Origin of the sequence: Brevundimonas sp. LM2 (assembly GCF_002002865.1) — a bacterium.
GTDB lineage: Bacteria > Pseudomonadota > Alphaproteobacteria > Caulobacterales > Caulobacteraceae > Brevundimonas.
Genome location: NZ_CP019508.1, coordinates 3,433,562 through 3,451,037 on the forward strand (window position 1 = coordinate 3,433,562; position 17,476 = coordinate 3,451,037).

Annotated in this window: 14 protein-coding genes and 1 pseudogene; 7 read left to right on the forward strand and 8 right to left on the reverse strand. The window is 67.2% G+C overall.

The genetic code is table 11. The features are described from left to right. Positions 1 to 20: 20 nt before the first annotated feature. Both BZG35_RS16845 and BZG35_RS16850 read right to left on the reverse strand, forming a co-directional pair. Positions 21 to 626, reverse strand: coding sequence for an SOS response-associated peptidase (locus tag BZG35_RS16845; protein ID WP_253189211.1), 606 nt, complete (start codon positions 624 to 626; stop codon positions 21 to 23). A 95-nt stretch (positions 627 to 721) separates the two neighbouring features. Continuing rightward, positions 722 to 1,381: a glycoside hydrolase family 11 protein gene (locus BZG35_RS16850; protein WP_077357456.1), complete on the reverse strand. Its 660-nt coding sequence runs from the start codon at positions 1,379 to 1,381 to the stop codon at positions 722 to 724. A gap of 1,118 nt (positions 1,382 to 2,499) precedes the next feature. Here BZG35_RS16850 and BZG35_RS16855 point away from each other — a divergent pair. Next, on the forward strand, positions 2,500 to 3,066 hold the full coding sequence (locus tag BZG35_RS16855) for a GntR family transcriptional regulator (RefSeq protein ID WP_171982000.1): 567 nt from the start codon (positions 2,500 to 2,502) through the stop codon (positions 3,064 to 3,066). On the opposite strand, the gene BZG35_RS16860 is transcribed toward BZG35_RS16855, so the two are convergent. Next, on the reverse strand, positions 3,063 to 3,731 hold the full coding sequence (locus BZG35_RS16860; protein ID WP_171982001.1) for a GntR family transcriptional regulator: 669 nt from the start codon (positions 3,729 to 3,731) through the stop codon (positions 3,063 to 3,065). The genes BZG35_RS16855 and BZG35_RS16860 overlap by 4 nt on opposite strands. A 245-nt stretch (positions 3,732 to 3,976) precedes the next feature. Here BZG35_RS16860 and BZG35_RS16865 point away from each other — a divergent pair, with 245 nt between their 5' ends. The 4 genes from BZG35_RS16865 (at position 3,977) to BZG35_RS18280 (ending at position 7,501) form a co-directional block, all read left to right on the forward strand. Next, the gene (locus BZG35_RS16865) at positions 3,977 to 4,465 is read left to right on the forward strand and encodes a helix-turn-helix transcriptional regulator (RefSeq protein WP_077357461.1); all 489 of its coding nucleotides are present in this window, start codon (positions 3,977 to 3,979) and stop codon (positions 4,463 to 4,465) included. Positions 4,466 to 4,807: 342 nt separating this feature from the next. After that, the gene (locus BZG35_RS18075) at positions 4,808 to 4,948 is read left to right on the forward strand and encodes a hypothetical protein (protein ID WP_171982002.1); all 141 of its coding nucleotides are present in this window, start codon (positions 4,808 to 4,810) and stop codon (positions 4,946 to 4,948) included. A 231-nt stretch (positions 4,949 to 5,179) separates the two neighbouring features. After that, a complete protein-coding gene (locus BZG35_RS16870) occupies positions 5,180 to 5,818 on the forward strand; it encodes a lasso peptide biosynthesis B2 protein (protein ID WP_171982003.1) in 639 nt (212 codons plus the stop codon). Further along, positions 5,819 to 7,501 (forward strand): asparagine synthase C-terminal domain-containing protein, encoded by a 1,683-nt coding sequence (locus BZG35_RS18280; RefSeq protein WP_077357465.1) that lies wholly within the window; start codon positions 5,819 to 5,821, stop codon positions 7,499 to 7,501. It abuts the gene before it with no gap. Positions 7,502 to 7,553: 52 nt separating this feature from the next. On the opposite strand, the pseudogene BZG35_RS18470 reads toward BZG35_RS18280, so the two are convergent. From BZG35_RS18470 to BZG35_RS16895, 4 genes and pseudogenes are all read right to left on the reverse strand, one after another. Next, a pseudogene (locus BZG35_RS18470) lies at positions 7,554 to 9,923 on the reverse strand (alpha/beta hydrolase family protein); the annotation flags it as partial. Positions 9,924 to 9,932: 9 nt separating this feature from the next. Then, a complete protein-coding gene (locus BZG35_RS16885) occupies positions 9,933 to 12,887 on the reverse strand; it encodes a TonB-dependent receptor (protein ID WP_077357469.1) in 2,955 nt (984 codons plus the stop codon). An 82-nt stretch (positions 12,888 to 12,969) separates the two neighbouring features. Further along, positions 12,970 to 13,950 (reverse strand): FecR domain-containing protein, encoded by a 981-nt coding sequence (locus tag BZG35_RS16890; protein ID WP_171982004.1) that lies wholly within the window; start codon positions 13,948 to 13,950, stop codon positions 12,970 to 12,972. 15 nt (positions 13,951 to 13,965) lie between these two features. Beyond that, entirely contained in the window at positions 13,966 to 14,445 is a 480-nt protein-coding gene (locus BZG35_RS16895) for an RNA polymerase sigma factor (protein WP_171982005.1), read from the reverse strand. Between the two features lie 437 nt (positions 14,446 to 14,882). Between BZG35_RS16895 and BZG35_RS16900 the strand changes: the two genes are divergently transcribed. Beyond that, complete coding sequence (locus BZG35_RS16900; protein WP_171982006.1) at positions 14,883 to 15,077, forward strand: hypothetical protein; 195 nt, start codon at positions 14,883 to 14,885, stop codon at positions 15,075 to 15,077. A gap of 90 nt (positions 15,078 to 15,167) precedes the next feature. Next, on the forward strand, positions 15,168 to 15,452 hold the full coding sequence (locus BZG35_RS18475) for an excalibur calcium-binding domain-containing protein (RefSeq protein ID WP_077357475.1): 285 nt from the start codon (positions 15,168 to 15,170) through the stop codon (positions 15,450 to 15,452). A gap of 121 nt (positions 15,453 to 15,573) precedes the next feature. Here the strand turns inward: BZG35_RS18475 and BZG35_RS16910 are convergent, their stop codons facing one another. Further along, positions 15,574 to 17,406, reverse strand: coding sequence for a type II toxin-antitoxin system HipA family toxin (locus BZG35_RS16910; protein ID WP_077357477.1), 1,833 nt, complete (start codon positions 17,404 to 17,406; stop codon positions 15,574 to 15,576). Positions 17,407 to 17,476: the final 70 nt, after the last annotated feature.

Sequence of the window (17,476 nt, forward strand, 5' to 3'; positions counted from 1 at the left end):
ATCGCGCTCCTCCTCCGTAGTCAGGATAACGGGCATTGCCTTGAGGTGAAATGACCGCACAGGCTCACTGGGCTCGGCGTCAGGAAGGCGAACAGGTCGCAAGTCTCGACGCCAGTCTTGTTCTTTCGGACGCAGGTGTGCGCCAGGACGTGGACGCCGGCGAAGAAGGCCACCTGTTCTGGATCCTCGCCGGCCAACAGGAACCAGATCGGCTTGTAGCGCCTCTCCGCGTCCCGGCCGGGCTCGCTGAACGCTGTGGATGGCACCAGGCATCGGTTGGCCGGGGAGAGCCACGGCTTCCAGTGGGACGACGCGGTGTTGCGGACGTTCGTCGTCCCGCTGTCCGGCTCGAGCTCCGGGAGCCGGGGGAAGTTGACCTCCTTGCCCTTGGCTCTCAGCTTGTCGGCGCGCTTCGTGGCGGCGTCGAACAGGGCCTTCTTGGACGACGGCAGGCCCCAGCGCGACATGACCAGTTCGCGTTGGCCGTCAGCGCCGTTTCGAACGATCGGAGCCGGATAATCGGGGTAGATGTCGCGCGGCTCTAGGTTCCCGACGCCGCTATTCATGGCGCGCGCCAGGTCGAGGATGGCGGCCGGGCCCCTGCGATAGCTGTATAGGTTGCACATCAGGCGACTGCATCATGCCGCGGGCTACGTGTCGAGAAGCGGACGCGCCCGCTGGCTGCTATGGGTGGAAGGGAGACGTCTCGCTCGGTCACCCGCTATTCAGATACGAGCACGTCCGATCGGCCGTCGCTCCCAAAGCCCTCAGTCGCCAGCACCTGGTAGTCGAGCGTGCCAAGGGTTAGCCCGAACCGCGACCAAGCGGCGACGTGATTGGCGAATGTAATGACACCTTCCTGCCCCAGCGGACGCCTCGACGTGCGAACGCTCCAGTACTGGTCGAAGGTAGCGGTCCCGGCAATTGAGGGCTGGTTGACCCGCTGAGTTCGATAGATGCGGTATGTCCCGCCGTCGCTGTCGACCGTGCCCAAGAATGTGGCGCGTTCTCCCGGCGGGACGAAGTCGCCCCAACTCTCGACGATGTAATATTCGACCAGCGGGTCCTTAGACCATCCGTAGAAAGTCAGGTAGCCGTTTTCCCCGGGATCGAAGGCGCGGGCTGAATAACGGACGACGCGATCTAAGGACCCGGTCGCCCAGCCTGTGCCGGCCACAAGATTGCCGGTGTCACCGAGCCGCCAGACGACAGAATAGGACCCGTTGCGGCCCACCCGCATTTCGCCCGAGCCCGTATCGCGCCAGAAAGTGTAAAATCGCCCGTCCTTGAGGCCCGTTGCGTTCTCGGAGATCGAGACCCCCGTGGCGCAGGACGCCAACAGGGCAGCGCAGGCCAGTGATATTAAAGCTGCACGTGACATCAGAGCTCCCCTAGGATCGGAACGAGCAAATCACGTCGCCTGGATTGACGCAAAGTCGGGTCTGCTTTGGGTCGGTTTGCGACATCGAGCTCTATCCGCAAAGCAGGCATTGCAGGCGACGCCGTGAGCCAGATTTGCCGAAGGCCCGCTAGGGGCGAACTCGGTCTTTGGCAGCCTGACCAAAGCGAACTTTCGACGGCATTTGGGGCTACATCCATAATGGCGGGCAACTCGTAGGTGAGCAGCCCTGGACGAAACCGAGCACTTTTCGGAGATGGTCGCGATGGCGGGTCGATGTCCGGAGTGTTCCGACAGGCTGAATCTCTGCTTGCTCTGACCGCATTGTCAGGCGGAGTAAGGATGAGTGAAATCCAGAGCCATGAAAGCTCCGACGCACTTTCCCTTATCCGCGGCCACGGCACGGTCGAACTCTTATGAGCGGCTAAAGAAAGCACACGCTGACACTGTCGGATTTTGGTGCCAAGCGGAATAACGGCGAACCTTAAATATTCGGACGTATTAGAAGATACGCAAACTTAAACTCTTGTTCACTACGAAGAGGTTCTCTTGGTGGGAAAACCTACGTGATCGTACTGCAGTTTTTGCGATCATCGGACCGCCTCCAGGCACATGCGAAATCGCGAGTGCAAAAATCGAGGTCGGCCGAGGCCGGCATAGACGTTATGATCTGGCCGCTATCGAGCCCTGCTGGCCACACTGGTGCAGGCTCACTTAGCGTGCAAGGCCATGGGGGACGCTGTGACGTGAGCCTGCAGGCCTAGTCAGTGCGCCACACGGTGAGGGTCCGGACGTCCTTGTCGTGACTGCAGTGGCCGCACCGTGCAACCAGGAATCGCGCCTTCGAACCTGCATGAGAGGGGCATCGCGCTGATGTCTCAAGGGCGCGATCCGGCCCGACGCCATGAGTCGAGAACAGACCGCAACTTTCTGGCGGACATCCCGCCGACTATTGGGGGTGGAAATATAACCCTTCATCGGACCAAATATATTTGCACGAGCCGACTGTATCGGACCGGTCGCCCCGTCGCCCGGTCGCCACCTGTTCCTTCGAGGGCGTGATGCACACCGCGCAATCCCGCGACCCCTATGGAGCCGCCTTGGGCGCGGTTCGCCAGTTTGCTGAAGCGGGCCGCTTCGTTCCGGGCGAAGCCCTTGTCATCACCGAACTCGCCGCCGAAGTCGGGCTGAGCCCCACGCCGGTCCGCGAAGCCCTCGCCTGCCTTGCCGGGGAAGGACTGATCGAGCGTCGGCGCGGTCGAGGCTATTTCTATCCCGAGTTGACGACAGCCGACGTCATCGACCTATTCGAGCTTCAGCTCGCCTTTCTGCACGCCGCCCTGACCCTCCATCCGAGAGGCCTGGGGTCCTTGAGGAAGGCCGTGTCCGGCGTGGATCCCCTCGAGGGTGCCCAGGCTCTGTTCGACGCCGTCGTCGCCCAGTCGGCCAACGCCGCCCTTCTCTCCGCGCACCGACGGGTCGCGCGCCGGCTCGGACCCGTCCTCCGCGCCGAGCGGACCGGGGAAGACACCTCGGGGGACACGGTGCGGAGGATGATCGACGCGCTCATCCAAGGTCGCCTTCCAGATCTTCTGCAAGAGCTTGCGGCGTATCACGATCAACGCTGCGCGCGCGTCGCGGCCCTTCTTACTCAGGCCGTCCGCTAAGCGAGGAAGCCGTTGGTCCCCCGTCGCCCGGGCTGCGCCTCGGTCTTCTCGTCTCGCTCCGCAAACGCCAGGGCCGCCAGGGCGGCGGCCGCCGAGATCCGGCGTGCGTGAAACCGCCGGGTCGCTTCGATGAAGGTCTCGGCCGCCGCGCTGACGTAGGCTTCTTGGAGAGCCAGAGCCTCGGCCTCGACATCATCGAACAGAAAGGGCTCTAGCCGGCCGAGGCGCGCCAGCTGACCCGAGATCCGCTCGAAGCCGCTCCACAACACCTGGTTGCCGGCGCTGCAGACGATCATGGAGAAGAGCCTGCCCACGGCGGGGCCGGGCGCTGCCGGGTCAAACGCCGGAGCCGGAGGCCGGAGCGGACCGAGCGCCGCGCGGTTCAGCTCAAGCGCCATGCGGATGTATTCGCCGCGCATCGCGTAGCGCTCGCGCGCGGTCGTCGCGTCGAGACGCAGGGTGACATAGCCGCCCGAGGCCGCGCGCTCGACGAGCCCCTCGCCGCTGAGGTGCGCGAGGGCTTCGCGGACCGGCGTGGTCGATAGCCGCAGCCTCTGCGCCTCGTCCTGGACAATGACCGGCCTCCCGCCCGACAAGGCGCCGGACTGGATGCGGTCGCGCAGGGACGAAAGCGCCTGGGTGAACGGGTCCCGGTTACGCGCCATGATGTGAATCCCGAGCGGGCCCATGGGCCCTTCGCGCCCGATCGTCAGCTCCCGCATCGTTAATCAAAAGTGCGAATCCGTCTGCGAAAAACAACGTCGGTCAGACCGCCACGCCCTCGCCGTCGTCCCGCAGGATTCTTGCGGGCGCTCCGCCAGGTGCCGCTCCGACTGTAAAATAGGCCACCCGTCTGCATTGATCCGAAGCCTGACACGACGCAACTTAGGGGGCGAAAGGTCGATTTCCGATGCCGCCCGATCCGCCCGAAAAGCCCAGCGAAGCGCGCCTGATCGGACTTGGGGCACGGGCTGTCCGGCGCGCCCGCGGCATGACGGCGCTGCAGGCGGCGGACGCCATGAACCTGCCTTTACGAACCTACGAGTATTTTGAGGCGGGTCAGGGCCGGGTCAACCTGGACTACATTCACCGGTTCGCCGCCGCGACCAACTGCGACCCCTACGCGCTCGTCCTGGGACCGGGCCTTGGATCCACCGAGTTCGCCAGGCGGACCGCCGACACCAAGATGATCCTGATCTTCCTGATCGCCCTCAGCGAGTTCGAAAGCCGCATGGGAGATCGGATGACCACGCTCGATCCGCGTGCGTTGATCGAGGCCTTCACCGAGGCGTTTCGCAGGGTGGAGGCGGAAAGCCGGGCCCGCGAAGCGGAGACGGAGAGCTGGTTGGACGCCGGACGCGACCGGCTGGCGGGCAAACCGCCCGAGGATGGCGAGTGACCCGCCACGGTTGAAATATACGACGGATATAGATTGCCGCGCCAAGCCGCCGGCCCCCTGATGAAGCGTCGCGAATTTGCGACATTCAGAAAGGGAGACAGACCATGACGACCCGTTCCAATCTTCGGCTGATCGCCTTCGGCGCGGCCTCGGTCCTGACGCGTGGGGCCGAAGTGGGCCTCATTCCGGAGCCGGACTACGGCGTCTTCAAGCCGCAGGCCTGAAACGCCAGGGCGGATGCGATCCGTCGTGTCCGCCTCCGGCCCCGCTTCCGGTATGTCGCAGGTCAAGTCTGCGCGCTGCCGGGGGTGGGGATCCTGACGACACCTCGTCAAAGCGCACATGCGCAACAAACAGGAGACCAAGATGACGCAGTTGAAGCCTCGCCTGCTTGCCTTCGGCGCCGCCGCCGCGCTGACCCGCGGAAGCGACATGGGCACTCTGCCGGAGACAGACTTCGGCGTGTGGCGGCCGCTCGCCTGAACCACGGTCTGGAGCAGCGATCACCAAACGATCGCCGCTCCATCTTCCCCCTATGGCCGCCTCTTCGGCGGAACGCCTCGGAGTATACATGCACGGCTCCAGCGCTCTCGGACGGTCCCTGGGTTCGACGTCTGGTCCGGTTTGCGCGGTATCGGACGGCTCCGGGCGGCCGCTACGTACCTCTGACGAGGTCAGCAGATGACGGGCTGGGACCGCGGGTCGGCACCGCCGTTGCCCACAGAGACGCGGCCTCTGGCCGCCGGCGTCTTCATGGCGGCGATCGAGCCCGACGTTATCGTTCTCGACCTCGCGACCGACACCTATGCCTGCCTCCCCCACGCCCGTGACGACCTCAGTATTCTGGGGCCGTCCGTCGAAGCCGAGCTCGGTCTGCTGGGACTGCTGGCGGATGCCGGTCTTCTCGGAGACGCCTCACGATCGTCTCCGGGTATAGCGCTGGATCCGCCCGTACGGGGCTTCCCTGCCCGACCGTCGCTGTGGTCGATCCCGGCAGCCGCGAGCCTCGTTGTCGCGGCCGCGACGGCGCGACGTCTCGGCCCGCTGGCGCCCATCCGTACCCTGATCAGCGCCCTTCCCTCCCCGCCGGTCGGTCACGCCGATACAGCGAGGGTGGCGGCCGTGGTCGCCGCCTTCACCCGACTTTTGCCCTGGGTTCCCGACCAAGGGGCCTGCCTCTACCGAGCGTTCGTGCTTCTCTCCATGCTGCGACGGGCCGGCCAGAACGCGGTCTGGGTGTTCGGCGTCCGCACATGGCCGTTCAGCGCGCACTGCTGGCTACGGATCGGGGATGCCGTTCTCGACGACGACCCTGAGCGGGTCTCTCACTACACGCCGATCATGGAGGTCTGAATGCGGGGCTTCCTGGCCTTGAACTGGTCCCCTGCGGACGCCGTCGCCGCCCGCACCGTCGCCAGGCTTCAGACCCTTGCGATCGCCGACGGCTGGACCGCGATCGAGACACAAGAGGGATCCTGGGTGGGCGTCAGAGGCCCCAACGCGCCGAAAGCCTATAGCCCCCGTCCCGGCACGCTGATCATCGGCGAGGTGTTCACCCATCCCGACGCCGAAACCGGAGCGGCGGACGGCGCGACAGACCTGAGTTTCGCGACCTGGTACTGCCGAAATCGCTGGGGTCGTTATGTCATCCTCTTTCGCAGCCCGGACGGCGCATTTCAGAGCGTGTTCAGGGATCCATCGGGGGGCTTGCCGATCCATGAATGGCGCGCGGCCGGGGTTCAAATCCTGACCTCGGTGCTGTTCGAGGGGCTGATCGCCGCGGTGCCTCCTCCCATCGACTTCGACTGGGATCGTGTCCGGGCTCTGGCAGAGCGTCCGTTCGATCTCGACGGAGCCTCGCCCCTGACAGGGATCGCGACCATCCAGCCCGGAGAGTTTTTCAGGCTCGATGGCCCTTCGGCGCGGCTATGGCAGCCCGAAGTCATAGCGGCGCCCCCCACGCGCCGAATGGCCGATGCCCGCGAGGACCTGCGCCGCAGCCTCGATCTTTGCGTCTCCGCGCTGTCTGGCCACCGGGCGGTCGGCATCGAGATCTCTGGCGGGCTCGATTCCGCCATCGTGGCCTTCTCGTTGACGGCGCTGGGCAAACCCATCGCCTTCGCCCTCAACACCCGGGGCCCGCATGCTGAGACGGATGAGCGGCACTATGCGCAGGACGTCGCTGCGGCCGCTGGAACGGTTCTGGCCTGTCGCGCGCGCGATGAGGTCGTCTACTCGGCCGAACTTTTCGAGGCGACAGCCGGCGATCCCTGGCCCAGCCAGAACGGCCGTGATCTCAGCAATGACATGACGGTGGCGACGGCCTGCCGAGACGCGGGCGTCCAGACGCTGCTCACCGGCAAGGGGGGAGACGCTCTGTTCTTTCAGATGCACACACCGCTGGCGTTCGTGGATCTCTGGTGGCGCCGTCCCCTCCGGTCGCTCGTCTCCGGCCATCTGCCGGGTGTCGCGCGTTGGACCCGAAGCTCCACATGGTCGCTGATCCGGGCCGCGCGGGAAAGCCGATCAGCCGATCCCAGCGCACTGCCCCCGGGCAAGCGGATGCAGATCGCCGCGATCGCGAGCGGTCATGCCTACGCGTCGACGTGTCGCCGATCCGAAGTGACGGACATGATCCATCCCCTCATGGCCCAGCCGCTCGTCGAATGGGCGCTGCAGACGCCGGTACCGCATCTCGTTCCGGATGGTCGCGAGCGCGGCCTGGCGCGCGATGCGTTTGCGGACCGCCTGCCCGCCTCGATCGCAAACCGTAAGGGCAAGGGAGATTATGCGGCCTATTTCAATCAGCAGGTCGCGCAGAACCTTCCCTTCCTGAAAGCCTATCTGCTCGATGGGCGGCTGGTCGCCCAAAATGCGATCGACCGCTCCCTCATGGAAGCGCGCCTGGATGAAGACCGTCTCCGCTGGCAGGGGGGTGCACCGGAAATCCTGGCGGCCGTGTCGGTGGAGGCCTGGATTCGTCGCTGGGAAGCGCGGCGGTCGGCAAGGACGCCCGCGCCGGCGGCCCGAGGGTGAGCTTCAACCACGCTTCGAGGCGGTGCCAGAGATCCCGCACCGTTCCGGGGCTGTAGAACAGGTGCTGCTCACCCCAGTAGGTGACGAGCTGCACGTCCTTGTTCTGTCGCCACAGGGCCGTGAACAGGCTCTCCGCCTCACCGACGCCGACGAAGTCGAGATCGCCGTGGATCAGAAGAACCGGCGCGTCGATCCGATCCGCATCGAAGAGCGGCGTGTTGGCGACATAGGCCTCCGGGGCTTGCCAGGGCGGCCCGCCGATGGCGCCCTGGCCGGCCTCGCTCCAGCCGGCGAGGCGCCGCATCATCGCGTGCCCGAACTCCGGGTTCTGCCGCAGGAGTCCACCAAAGCCGCCCCAGCCCGAGGCGAGGTTGGATGGCGCCGACATGATGACGAAGCTGCGGATCCTGCTTGTCTGCGTCGCCAGTACCAGACCGGTGTAGCCGCCGAAGCTGTGCCCCACATAGCCGACGCGGTCCCCGTCGAGATCCGGGTATTGCGCCAGAGCCGCGTCCAGCGCCGAGACGATCCGGTCCGTCAGATGCGCCGCCGGGCCGTCGGCGCTCGTGCCCGGCAGTGCCGGAGTGAGGACGGCATAGCCCAGTCCGGCAAGAAGCTGGACATTGGCCATGGTCGAGAACTCCGCAGGGTTGGCCGACGGTCGCACGCTGGCTCCAGGGTAGGCGACGATGATCAGCGGTGTGCCGGGGACAAGCCCGCCCGGCGGGGCGTAGAGCCAGCTCTGTCCCACACCATCGCCGGCCCCAGGTGTGGTGACGGGCAGTGCTTCGGCGAACGCGATCCGTCCATAGGCCTGGTTCACGGCGACGAGCGGCGTCGGCGTCTGATCGGGGCCCAGCAGCCGCAGGGTTTCGACGCCGTTCTCGAGCGACACGTCGATCGCAAGACCCCGGCCGGTCGCCCGCAGATCCGGCGAGGCCTGGGCGGAAATCCTGTGCGAAGACCCGTCAGCGCCCAGCCGCCACAGGGAGCCGTCGGACGCTCGGCCGAGGGTCCAGTCGCGCAGGAGCGGAGAGTTGAGCCGTCGACGCGGAGAGGCCCAATGCGTCAGGGTGGTTACAGCGGTCACAGTCCCGGGTGCGGGCAGTCGAACGCTTCTGCCGTTCCGGTCAACGGACCAGAGCGACCCATCGGCGAAGGTGAGAAAGGCATCCGTGGAGATGGCCTCAAGGCCGCCCGGTGGCGCTGGAAGACCGCGGGTGAGATTGAGCGGCCTCGCCCCGGCCAGATGCCAGTCCAGCCGGGTGTTTCCGGCGCTTCGGCCCAGGAGGATCACCTGCGCGCCCAGCCAGGCTGCGCGCACGGTCTGGAACCGCGTGTCCCGGGTCTGGCCGACATCGGGCTCGACACGCTCAAGGCTGATCGGCGCGACGGATCGTGACCCCGGCGCGATCGCCAGAAGGCGGCCCTGCGTGGGCTGGCCCGAGCCCCCCCGCTCCCACACGAGCAGTCGGTCGTCCGCAGACCATCCGAGCAGTCCGCTCGCGACATCGCAGGTCCCGCAGGGGAGCCAGGTCTGATCCGTTGTCAGGTCCAGCACCTTCAGCCGACGCGCTTCCGCCTGGTCGGCGGGCCGCAAGGGCTCCTCGGGAGCGACAGGCTCGGGCGCGCCGCGGTCCACGATCGCCAGCCAGCGGCCGGTGACCGACAGGGCGAGGTCGAGGGTTTGCCCTGCCGCCAGGCGCGTCCGGGCTCCAGACGCCAGGTCGATCCGCCAGGTCGTGAGCTGCGCCCCGGATCCTGTCGCCTGCGCGTGCGCCCCGGCGCCCCAGACGGTTGTCGCGACACCGCCGAGGGCGGCCGCGTCACGCCAGTCTCGACTATGCCGGGCGGCGGCGGATAGCGCGCCGATCTCATAGGGCAGATCACCGTCCGACCGTGCCACCAGGATGAGCTCGTCGTCCGTCCGCCAGAGCGTCGTCTCCCCCTTGAAAGGCGGCTCGGCGCCGAGACCGAGCCAATCGACGGTGCCGGACACAAGCTCCACGACCCCTGTCTCCCATCGATCGTGCTGGAGGCGATGGACGACAAGACGCCGTCCATTGGGAGAAAACTCCCCCATGACGACGCCTCGCCGATCCGCTTGGCCGAGGAGAGGCCTGACGCGGCGGGGTTGCGTCAGGTCGGCGACCCAGAGTTCGCTGGTCGTCCAGCGCGCGAAGTAAGCCAGATCGAACCGCTCGGCGGTGTCGTAGGGCCCCTGCCGTTCGAACAGGACGTATCGCTCATCGGGCGAGACGCGGATCGCGCCGAAATTCTCGTTCCGCAGGAGGTCGTCGACCGTGAACGGGTCGGCTGGGGAATGGGCGGCGGCGTGGGACGCCGGGGCCATCAGGGACGCCAGCGCGACCGCGAGCGCGGCCGCCAGCGTCCGCGGCGCGCGCCGCAGGATCGAAGCCATGCGCGTCGCTCACCAGCGCTTCGTGAACTGAAGCGAGACGACACGCCCGAGCACCGTGGCGTTGGCCGGGTCGAAGCCGATCCCCTGGGGATTGTTGTAGAAGGGTGGATCCTCGTCGAAGACGTTCTGGGCGCTCAGGGCGACGTCCACGCCGTCGAGGCCGAACCGCCCCGAAGGCGACCACCGCAGCTGGGCGTCGACCGTCGTCCAGGACGCCACCTCAGCGCTGGTCAGGGTGCGGTAGTCGTCGACATAGTTCAGGCCGAGCCGCCCGGACCAGTCCGCGAACGACCATCGTGCGGCGGCCTGAAGACGCAGGTCGGACGGGAAGCCCACGAGGTCGACGAGCTGTTCGCGCGGCGCGACGGGCGTCAGGCGGCGGCTGTATTCGAGAACATAGCTGCCGCCGGCGTCGAAATCGACGCGGTGGGATCCAAGGTCGATCCCGTAGCTGGCGGTGAAGTCGACGCCCCGGGTCCGCAGTTCGCCGGTATTGGCCCAGCGCCCGTCCAGGATGACCCTGAAGGACGTCGCCGGAAACTGACCGGGTTGGAGGTAGGCCGGGCTCGAGAGGTAGCTCTGCACGAGGGCGAGATCGGCGGCGCTGGTCGACGGGTTCACGAAGGTGAGGAAGGGCGTGAGCGAAGGATTGCTCAGCACCGTCGTGAGATTGGTCGAGGCGGGTCGGCCGATGCGGTCGTCGAACAGGATGTCGAAATAGTTGGCGGCGAAGGTCAGACCATTCGGCCGCCGGATCTCGAAGCCCGCGGTCAGACTCTCGGCCTTCTCGGGCTGAAGGTCGGTGTTGCCGCCGAGATTGATCAGGGTCAGCTGGCTGCCGCCGGGCGACGCCAGGTTGGCGGCCCCGATCAGAACCCGCTCGTACAGCTCCGTCAGCGCCGGAGCCCGGAAGGAGGTTCCCCAGCTCGCCCGGGTCGTGAGCCCGTCCACCGGCTCCCAGATCACCCCGACCTTGGGATTGGTCGTCGTGCCGAAGTCGCTGTAGTCCTCCGTCCGCGCCGCGAGGCTCAGTTCGAGGCGCCGGACACCGGGGAAGGTCACGTCGCCGCCGACCAGAGGGGCCCGGATCTCCAGAAAGGCCGCCTTGATTTCGCGGCTCCGAAAGGCAAGCGCGCCTTCCGTCGGCGTCACCCCGGAGCGAAACGACGCGCTTCGGGTTCTCAGCGTCTCGCGGCGATAGTTGACGCCCGCCGCGAGCTTCAATGGGCCCGCCGGAAGGGTCATCACCGTGCCGTCCACCAGGCCGTTGACCGTTTCGACCCGGCTGCGCGCCCAGTCCCGGTCATAGCCCTGGCTGATGAAGGCGAGCACCGCGGGCGTGTTGGCCGAGCCGGACCCGAACAGGTTCAGAAAGCCGTCGCGGCCCGCACCGAACGACGTCGCGGGATTGTCCGCGATCGACCCCAGAGCCTCGTTCAGGAAGGTCGTGTTGATCTGGTTTTCCTGGGCGCCCCGGTTCTTCTCCTCCGCCCATGATCCGTAGAGGTCGAGCTTCCAGTCGCCGACGATGTCGACGTCGGCGCCGAGGGTCGCAGCGAGGCTTCGCGACTGGCCCAGCCGCGCCGTCGGGCCGAGCTCGCGACCAAAATCGTAGGCGATCAGATGGGACGTCGAGCCGTTGGGCGACACGAATGAGGGATTGGCGGCCGTCACCGTGTAGAGACCGCCGCCCGAGATGCTGGCGTACTCATAGGCGCGCCGGCTGAACCGCAGATCCCCGGACACCTCGACGCGGGACCCGACGTCCTGGCGGAACCGGGCATAGGCGGTGTGGCGCTCCTGGTTGGGCAGGAGGTCGACGCCGGCCCGCCGATTGGAGAGGTTGGCCTGTCCCGGCGCGAAATCGGACGGGCTGCGCGCGACGCCGTCGGCGCCCGGCCGGATGGCGAAGGCGGAGACATAGGCGCCGAGGCCAGCGTCGAAGCGCACGATATTGGCCGGGGCCCCGTAGATGTTGCGGTAGTCCGATCCGCCCCAGGGCCTTAGATCGCTCGTCGCCGTATAGGCGCGGTCGGCGGCGTTCAGGGCGCTGGAGTCCTGGTATTCGTAGCTCACCAGGGCAGAGCCCGACGACCATGTCGTTCCCGCAAGATGCGAGACCAGAAGATCCTCGGCCCCGCCGCGCGCAGCGCCGACCCGCAGCCGGCTCTCCTGGCCCTCGTACGCGCGCCTGAGGATGACGTTCACAACCCCGCCGACCGCGTCGGATCCATAAAGAGCCGAAGCGCCGTCGAGCAGGACATCGACCCGCTCCAAAGCCGCGCCGGGAATGGCGGAGAGATCGGCGAACTCGCCGCGTGAGCCGGTGCCGGCGATACGTCGCCCGTTGACGAGCACGAGGGTGGAATCCTCCCCGAGGCCCCGAAGGTTGACCCCCGTGGACAGCGAACTGTTGCTGCCCTGGGTGTCGTTCAGGGTCAGCAGGGTCCCCGGGGTCGCGGAACCGGCGTAGCTCTGGGGCAGGGCGGTCAGAACCTCTGCGACGCTGGCGGCGCCCCGTGCATCGATGTCGGCTCGGGAGATGACGGTCACCGGAGACGGGGATACGCCCGGGCCTCGCAGGAGCGTGCCGGTGACCAGGATTTCATCGACCACGGTGGCCTCGTCCAGGGCGGCCTGCCGGGCCGCGCCCCGGCGGAGCACGAGCACGCCGGGGCGGCTCTGCGACCAGGTGATCCCGCTGCCGGCCAGCAGCCGATCGAGCGCCATCCGGGGGGGATGTCGGCCCGCCACGCCCTCGGTCCGGACCCCGGCCACCAGGTCGGCCGTGTAGAGCAGCTGAACATTCGCCTGTTCGGCATAGGCGACGAGCGCGCCGCCCAGGGGACCGCCAGGGATGTTGAACTCCCGCTGGGTCTGGGCATGTGCGGCCGTGGCGAGAGCGACGACGGCGACGGGCGCGAGCGCGACGCCGCCCCAGAGGCTGCAGGTGCGTTGGATCATGGACGTTTCCCCCTCCGACGCGGGATCGCGTCGAACAGGAGACGCAGCGCGACCCCGTCATCTGAGTAATGAGAAGAAATTTTTATCCGCCGGCGGACGACGCGCCCAGACGAACGCGGCCGTCGGCCTGTCGCTCCACGGACAGACCGAAGAGGTCGGAGACGGCGGCGACAAAGGCGTCGCGGTCTCCGGTGGCGAAGACCCCGTTGACCTGGACGTCCGCGACCGGACCTGGCGCGAGCACGATCTCTTCGGGAAGGTAACGATTGACCTCGGCGACGGCGTCGCGAAGCGGTGCGTTCCGGAACACGAGACGGCCTTGCGCCCAGCTCGTCTCCACGGCCGGATCGATCGCCACGGGCTTTGGATCGACGGCGGCGGTCCTGAGCTGCTGGCCGGGGGCCAGCCGCCATCGCCGGGGTTCGCGGGGTCCGGCGTCGCTCACCGCGACAGAGCCCTGCACCAGGGTCACCCGGGCCCCGGCGCGCTCCCGGCGAACGTCGAACACCGTGCCGAGCGCCGTGACTTCCGTCCCTCCGGCGGCCACCGTGAACGGACGCCCGGCGTCGTGCGCGACGGTGAACAGGGCCTGCCCCTGCTCCAGCATCACGCGGCGCTCCGTCCCGTTGAACCGGACCTTCAGCCGGGTGTCCGTGTCGAGCTGCACGCGGGTGCCGTCCTCGAGCGCCACGACGCGACGGCCGCCGATCTCCGTCTCGTAAACACCGCGTGGGGAAAGCTGCATGAAGACGAAACCGGCCGCCGCCAATACCGAGACGGCGACGAGCACCGCTGCCCGTGGCGTCCATCGGGGGTTTGACCGTCCCCGGGTCCTCTCGAGCGTGGCCTGCGTCAGCGCCTGGACCTCGGCGTCGGCCGAGAGACGGCCGCTCGTCCGCCAGACCGCCTCGACCCCGCGATAGGCCTCGGCGTTGGCGGGCGACCGCCGCCAAAGCCTGAAGGCTTCCAGCGTCGCGGCGGACACGGGTCGCACGCCGAGGCGCGCGTGCCACTCCGCCGCTTCCCGGGCCGCAGCCTCGCCCGTCGTGTCCGGGTCGCTCATCGCGTTCCCCATTGGCTACAGCCGCAACTGGGCTGCGCAGTATTCCATCGCCTTCTGCATCCGCCATTGAACGGTAGAGACCGGGATGTTCAGGCGTTCGCCTATCTCCTGATACTCCAGATGCGCGAAGCGGCTCAAGACGAAGACGTCGCGCAGGCGCGGCGGCATCGACACGATGAGTTGCTTGAGCAGGACCACGTCGATCTGCGACGCCGGATCGACGGCGGACTGCGGGTCGACGGTGTCGGTGATCGCCAGGGAGCGGGGAGCGCGTCTTCGCGCATGATCGATGACAAGGTTGTCGACGATCCGTAGAAGCAGAGCCTTGGGATGGGCGATGACGCCGCGCCGGCTGTAGGGCACCGCGCGGATCCAGGCTTCCTGCGCAAGATCTTCGGTCTGGTCGCCGAAACGACGTCGCAATCGGGCGGTCAGCCAGCCGGAGTAGGTGCGATATAGATCGTGAAGGCCAAGATCGGCCTCCTTGTCCCTCACGCCTCCAGATCGATCCGACACGGGCTCGCCTCCAGGTGGCGAGGCGAGCCCGGCCGAAGCACCGGGTGTTGAGACCATGCTTGAGGCATGCGCCGACGCCTTTAGTCCCGAAGGACCTGGACATACGCGCCGACCACGCCGCTGCCGCGGAGCGATGAAGATGGGATCGTCTCAAGCGAGGTTCTCACGCCTCGACGCCGCCCGGGGGCGACGCATCCCAAGCTTGAATCATGCCCGCCCGGTTTGCAAGCGGGCGGGCGCGTCGACCTGTGAATGCGATCGAGACGGTCCCGACCTTCGAGCGCCCAGCCTTTGAGCCCGGCCTTTCCAGCTGACGTTCACCGGGCGGCTGCAGTCTCCATGAAGCGAGAATTAGACCGGGGGTCGACCGCCGTGATAGGCCTCTTTCGCCTCCATATCTTTCGCCGAGACTTCCGATGATGACCGACGCCGAACGCATCGATGCTCTGCTCGACATGGTTGATCCCGAGCGAATGCCGAACGTCAGCCGAGGCGCGGAGCTCGCCGTCCTCGGTCTGGCTTTGGCCAAAGCCAAGGGTGGCTATCAGCCGACGAACGCAGGCTGGGTCCTGATCGGCAATCGCGGCCGTGCGTTCCAGCCCAAGGCCTAGTTACCGCCTCGCTCCCTGAGCGGGTGGTTCTGAGGTCCAACTAGACTCCCGCTACGCGGGCGGCCCATTCTTCGGCAGGGGAACGCTCAAATGATCGCAGCCATCGTCATCGCGCTTTTCCCTGCGCCGGCACCGCACCCTGGCGGGCTGAACGCCCAGGGTTGCCACAACGACCGACGCAACGGCGGGTACCACTGCCATCGCGCTCAGGTGCCGAGAGCCCCTCAGGGGTTGTTGAACGCTGCCCCTCGGTCGGGCGGGGCTTTCGCGAACTGCTCAGCGGCGCGGGCGGCGGGCGCGGCCCCGGTCCGGCGTGGACAACCGGGCTATGGTTCCCATCTCGACCGCGACGGAGACGGCGTGGGCTGCGAATAGCCTGAAAGACGCTGACTCCCTCGCCTGTTGATCGTGGGGGCGGCGTCACTTGTCCAGCGAAGCGATATCGGCACCGGACGCCGCAAGGAGCGAGGCGCTGAGCCGTCCCGTATAGGTGTCGTTAGACGAACTCCTCAGCCCTCCGAGCCACGATACCTCGGACCCGGTCGAGCATGGGACCATGGGCCAGGGCGAAAGGCTCCGGGAGCGCCAGTCCGGGCAAGGCGTCCACCAGCCGGCGGGCGATGTCCCCCATCAGGATGTTCGCCCGGGCCTGAGGCAACTCGATCGTTCGCGCCAGGGCGTGGAAGTCTGCAGGCCTGAGCCGGTCATCCTTGCCGTTGAGCTTGAGCGCCATGCCGTCGTTCCGGAGGTTTGGAAACACCTGGGTGGTGACGGTGTCGTAGACCGGTGCGAACCGCACGGATCCGAAATGATCCTCATCCGGATCGGCGACCTTGAGCAGGGCGAGGTTCTTCAGGTGCATGTCGCCGTCGGCGATCAGCCAGGCGAACAGGGCCCGACGAAAGAGGACCTCCAGGTCGGCGACGATATCGGTCGACAGCGGGCGCATGCCGCGGGCCATCTGCTCGATGGTGCCGTAATATTTACGCTCGGCCGGAACATCCAGGACCGAACAGAAGTCCTCCATCGCGATGCGGCGTCCGTCATTGTCGGTGCGGCGGATATCGAACCGCTCGACCAGGAGGGCCGGCGGCAGACCGTCCGGCATCTCGACGAGGGCCACCTCGGGCACCTCGAACCCCACCGCCCGCGCCAGGGACAGGCCCGTCCACTCCACGATCGGCAAGGCCTCGAACCCGGCGGTTCCGGCCGGCTTCAGGATGTGGGTGAAGGGCGTGTCCGTCGCCGAGATGAGATCGCCGTCCGGCAGGAGGGTCATCGGCGCCTTGATCTGGACTCCGGACAGGCGCGGCGTGGCGTCATTCTTGTAGAGACGCGCGAGATTTTGCTGGAAGGTGTCGTCGAAGGTGGTCTGTGAGGGGCCGAGGTATCGGCCCGTGAACCGTCCCTCGACCTGGAAGGCGGCGAGGCGACCGGCCAGGACGTCGGCCGGCACGGCGGCGAGATCGTCGGGATCCTCGGCGATGGTGATGTTGGACAGGTAGCGCCGGCCGCCGCGGAGCGCCTCGCGTTCGTCCCGGTCCCCCAGGACCTGGGCCAGCCAGCCTTCCGGCAGGAGAGATTCGATGAAGGGTGGAAGGCTTCCGGGGCGCGTCTCGCGCACCAGCGGCGGGCGGAGACCCTCGGCCGGGACCCAGCGCCACTCGACCCCGTCGTGGGCCAGCTGACCGATCTCCTCGCCATGCCAGGCGACAGTGAAGGTGGCGGCGGCCCGGTTCGGGGCGGCCCGCAGGCCCTGAAGATCGGTGCGGAGATAGCGCTGGGCGGCGTCGGCCTCGTGGGTCCACTTGTTCTGTTCGGCGAGGGCGAACAGGGCGTCGGCGGTGGCTCCGACGCTGCCGAACTCTCCCAGCAGTCGTTCAGCCATCCGCCGCTTCAGATCAGGTCCGATCGCGTTGGCGTGCTCGCTGCGCCGGCGAAAGGCTTCAAGGAATTGTTGGCGCGGCGACGAGGCGGTCAGCGTCAGTTCGCCGAGATCGTCGCCAACGATGACGGGGACGGTCGAGGGATGGGGGGGGGCCTGATTGCGAATGATCTCCAGGCTGCGAATACGGGTTCGGTCGTTGCGCCGGTCGCTGAGGAACAGGCGATAGTTCGCGTCCGGGCCGAGGGTGGCCGCGCTCGCGCCGGCGAGGTAGGCTCTGGGGTAGAGAAAAGCCGCGATACGCACGGCGTTGTCCAGAACGACCTGATCCACATTGTGGGAGGCGTCCACATAAACGCCCTTGTAGACACTGATTAAGTCGCCCGTCTGGGCACCCGCGTGGGCACGGTGCTTGTCGATGGTTTCTCCGACGAGATGCAGCATCTCTAACTTTCCCGCATTTAAGATGCGTCAAAGTTAGGAACCCTAAGGGGCGAAAGCCAAGCGGAAACGC

Bases quoted from the DNA above. Each gene is read 5' to 3' on its own strand.
- BZG35_RS16850 (WP_077357456.1), bottom strand. From the start codon at position 1,381: ATGTCACGTGCAGCTTTAATATCACTGGCCTGCGCTGCCCTGTTGGCG.
- BZG35_RS18280 (WP_077357465.1), top strand. From the start codon at position 5,819: ATGCGGGGCTTCCTGGCCTTGAACTGGTCCCCTGCGGACGCCGTCGCC.
- BZG35_RS18075 (WP_171982002.1), top strand. From the start codon at position 4,808: ATGCGCAACAAACAGGAGACCAAGATGACGCAGTTGAAGCCTCGCCTG.
- BZG35_RS18475 (WP_077357475.1), top strand. From the start codon at position 15,168: ATGATCGCAGCCATCGTCATCGCGCTTTTCCCTGCGCCGGCACCGCAC.
- BZG35_RS16865 (WP_077357461.1), top strand. From the start codon at position 3,977: ATGCCGCCCGATCCGCCCGAAAAGCCCAGCGAAGCGCGCCTGATCGGA.
- BZG35_RS16860 (WP_171982001.1), bottom strand. From the start codon at position 3,731: ATGGCGCGTAACCGGGACCCGTTCACCCAGGCGCTTTCGTCCCTGCGC.
- BZG35_RS16890 (WP_171982004.1), bottom strand. From the start codon at position 13,950: ATGAGCGACCCGGACACGACGGGCGAGGCTGCGGCCCGGGAAGCGGCG.
- BZG35_RS16910 (WP_077357477.1), bottom strand. From the start codon at position 17,406: ATGCTGCATCTCGTCGGAGAAACCATCGACAAGCACCGTGCCCACGCG.
- BZG35_RS16885 (WP_077357469.1), bottom strand. From the start codon at position 12,887: ATGATCCAACGCACCTGCAGCCTCTGGGGCGGCGTCGCGCTCGCGCCC.
- BZG35_RS16900 (WP_171982006.1), top strand. From the start codon at position 14,883: ATGATGACCGACGCCGAACGCATCGATGCTCTGCTCGACATGGTTGAT.
- BZG35_RS16845 (WP_253189211.1), bottom strand. From the start codon at position 626: ATGTGCAACCTATACAGCTATCGCAGGGGCCCGGCCGCCATCCTCGAC.